Source organism: Clostridium sp., from assembly GCF_051656525.1.
Classification (GTDB): Bacteria; Bacillota; Clostridia; order Clostridiales; family Clostridiaceae; genus Clostridium.
Window position 1 is genome coordinate 1 of sequence record NZ_JBOGCC010000131.1, and the last position, 1808, is coordinate 1808.

Sequence of the window (1808 nt, forward strand, 5' to 3'; positions counted from 1 at the left end):
CTTTAATAAATATAGCAAATATAAAGCCGAAAACTAAGGATGAACTTATGAGTATCCGTGGAATGGGGGAAAAGAAACTTTTAAAATATGGTGATGAATTATTAAATATAGTAAATAGAAGTTAAGATGAAGCTAAAGGTTTCATCTTAATTTTATAAGGAGGATTATTATGTTAAGTAAAGAGCTTGCCCAAATTGTTTTAGATAAAATGATGGATATACTACCTTACAATGTAAATATAATGGACAAGAAGGCTATCATAATAGCTAAAGGGGAAAACAGAGGGAGAAATTTATGAAATTTGTATTAGCACCAGATTCATTTAAGGAAAGTATGACATCAAAAGAAGCATGTAATGCTATGGAACGAGGAATTAAAAAAGTTATTAAAGATGCAGAGTGTATAAAGGTTCCAATGGCAGATGGGGGAGAAGGAACAGTTGAAGCACTAGTTAATGGAACTAATGGAAGATTTGAAAAAGTAATGGTAACACCACCAATGGCAGATGATAGAAAAATAAGTGCTTTATATGGAATTTTAGGAGATGGAAAAAGAGCAGTTATAGAGATGGCACAAGCTAGTGGAATAGGTCTTGTAAAAAGAGAAAATAGAAATCCACTTTTAGCTACAACTTATGGAACAGGAGAAATAATATTAGACGCCTTAAATAAAGGTGTAGAAAATATTATTATAGGCATAGGTGGAAGTGCCACAAATGATGGTGGAGCAGGAATGCTTATGGCACTTGGAGTAAAATTTTATGATAAAGAAGGTAAGGGGTTAGGTTTTGGAGGAAAAGAACTTTTAAAATTAGAAAGAATAGATATAAAAGGTTTAGATAAAAGGATTAAAAATATATCTATAGAAGTTGCTTGTGATGTAACAAACCCATTAGTTGGAGAGTTTGGAGCATCAAGAATTTTTGGACCACAAAAAGGTGCAACAGAAGAAATGGTAGAAACTTTAGATAAGGCTCTTACAAATTATGCAAAAATTATAAAAAAAGATTTAGGAATAGAAGTTAAAGATGTAGAAGGAAGCGGGGCAGCAGGTGGACTTGGAGCAGCATTTTTAGCATTCTTAAATGGAAAGTTAAAAAGGGGTGTAGATTTAGTAATAGAACATAGTGGATTAAAAGAAAAAGTAAGGAATGCAGATTATGTATTTACGGGAGAAGGTTCCATAGACTCACAAACTATCTTTGGAAAAACGCCAATGGGAGTAGCAAAAATAGCAAAATTAGAAAATGTAAAAGTGATAGCCTTTGCAGGAAAAGTAGAAGAGGGTTCAGAGAATCTTTATGAAGTTGGAATTGATGGGATGTTTAGCATAATGAGGGAGATTACAGAGTTAGATACAGCCCTTAAAAAGGGAGAAAAAAACTTAGAAAAAACAGTTGAAAATGTGGTGAGAATCATAAATATGTAAATGTGTTTTAATAAGTAATATGTAAATTAAAGTTGAAAGAATTAGAAAAATAGATTTCTAATTCTTTTTTTTTGTCATATAAGGTGGAGATTTAAGAATATATTTTAAGTAAAAAGGAGGGGATTGTATTATGGATTTTAGAAAGTTTATACAAACCGATAGAGACAATAGAGAAAAGGAAAAGTTTAATGGTACATTTTTAGATTATTTAGAAATAGTAAAAGAAAACCCAGATATAGCGAAGCTATCACATAAAAGGTTATATGATAAGATTTCTGAAAAGGGAGTAGAGGTATTAAAAGGAGAAGAAAACTATAAAGTTAAAAGAATTTATGGAAATGAAATAATAAGAAAATATGGATTTTTTAAAGATAATTTCT

Annotated in this window: 3 protein-coding genes and 1 pseudogene; all 4 read left to right on the top strand. The window is 30.5% G+C overall.

The genetic code is table 11. The annotated features are described in order from the left end of the window. The first annotated feature begins 11 nt into the window (after positions 1-11). Complete coding sequence (locus tag ACRDDY_RS06400) at positions 12-125, top strand: HRDC domain-containing protein (protein WP_438564144.1); 114 nt, start codon at positions 12-14, stop codon at positions 123-125. A 44-nt stretch (positions 126-169) separates the two neighbouring features. Next, complete coding sequence (locus ACRDDY_RS06405; protein WP_438564142.1) at positions 170-298, top strand: sugar diacid recognition domain-containing protein; 129 nt, start codon at positions 170-172, stop codon at positions 296-298. After that, the gene (locus ACRDDY_RS06410; protein WP_438564143.1) at positions 295-1428 is read left to right on the top strand and encodes a glycerate kinase; all 1134 of its coding nucleotides are present in this window, start codon (positions 295-297) and stop codon (positions 1426-1428) included. The genes ACRDDY_RS06405 and ACRDDY_RS06410 overlap by 4 nt, the downstream gene beginning before the upstream one ends. 130 nt (positions 1429-1558) lie before the next feature. Continuing rightward, positions 1559-1808 (top strand): annotated as a pseudogene (locus tag ACRDDY_RS06415) (serine protein kinase); the annotation flags it as partial.

What these genes read in the sequence shown, in the direction of transcription:
- ACRDDY_RS06410 (WP_438564143.1), top strand. Translation starts at nt 295, where the DNA reads ATGAAATTTGTATTAGCACCAGATTCATTTAAGGAAAGTATGACATCA.
- ACRDDY_RS06405 (WP_438564142.1), top strand. Translation starts at nt 170, where the DNA reads ATGTTAAGTAAAGAGCTTGCCCAAATTGTTTTAGATAAAATGATGGAT.